This is a genomic window from Mesorhizobium sp. M2A.F.Ca.ET.039.01.1.1 (assembly GCF_003998035.1).
GTDB lineage: Bacteria > Pseudomonadota > Alphaproteobacteria > Rhizobiales > Rhizobiaceae > Mesorhizobium.
The window spans coordinates 1-855 of record NZ_RZRY01001340.1; the positions used below are offsets into that span (position 1 = coordinate 1).

The window sequence follows — 855 nt, forward strand, 5'->3', positions numbered from 1 at the left end:
CTTGTTGATCGACTTCAGATAGGTCTCGTCCATGTGGAAGCGCTCGGCCAGCGCCTCGGTGACCGAGGTGTAGCACATGCAGTTGAGCTTGGCCTTCTGGCTGTAATCCTCGGGGATCGAGGCGACATACGGGCCGGCCGCGTCTTCCGGCGTGATCGTGTAGGAAGCAAAGGGATCGCCGCCCGACTGGGCGAGCGCGGCCTGGATGCCGACCGCATCTGTCGACTTCAGATTGGTGCCGTTTATTTCGTTATAGGCGGCCAGCGCCTTGTCGACATTGGAGCCGAAGCGCCCATCGATCACGCCCGGCGAGGCGCCGCCGCGATCGAGCAGCACCTGCAGCGCGGCAACATCCTGACGCACCCCGAGCGACAGCGACGGATCGACACTGGCCTTGCCGCCCGTGTTCGGCGGCAACGAGGCCTGCGGATTGGTCTGCAGCACCTCGCCCTGGCCCGGCTGCTCCGGGTCGATCGACGCCTCGTTCAGCGGCTGGCGCTTGATCGTGTTGGACTTCGGCTCTTCCGGATAGGTGGTGGCGTAGCCTTCGTCATTGTTGGGCGCCGGCGGATAGGCATCGACGGAATTGTCGCCGCTATTGGGATCGTATTCGTCGACCGGCGGCGGGATGACCCGGCCATTCTCCTCCAGCTGCCGCCGGCGGAAGCGAGCCATGTCCTCGGGATTGTCGAGATAGTAGCGGTCGTCGTCCTCGGCCGGCGCGCGGCCGAGCTCCTGCATGCGCTGCCGGCGAAGCGCCCGGCGGTCGAGCCTGCTCCCCGGCGGCTGGATGGCGATGACCTTGCCGGTGTCGGCATCGACCAGCACCCGATTGCCCCTGGCGTCGTAATAGAT

Annotated in this window: 1 pseudogene; it reads right to left on the bottom strand. The window is 65.8% G+C overall.

Annotation, left to right across the window (positions count from 1 at the left end):
* A pseudogene (locus EOA24_RS39740) lies at positions 1 to 855 on the bottom strand (hypothetical protein); the annotation flags it as partial.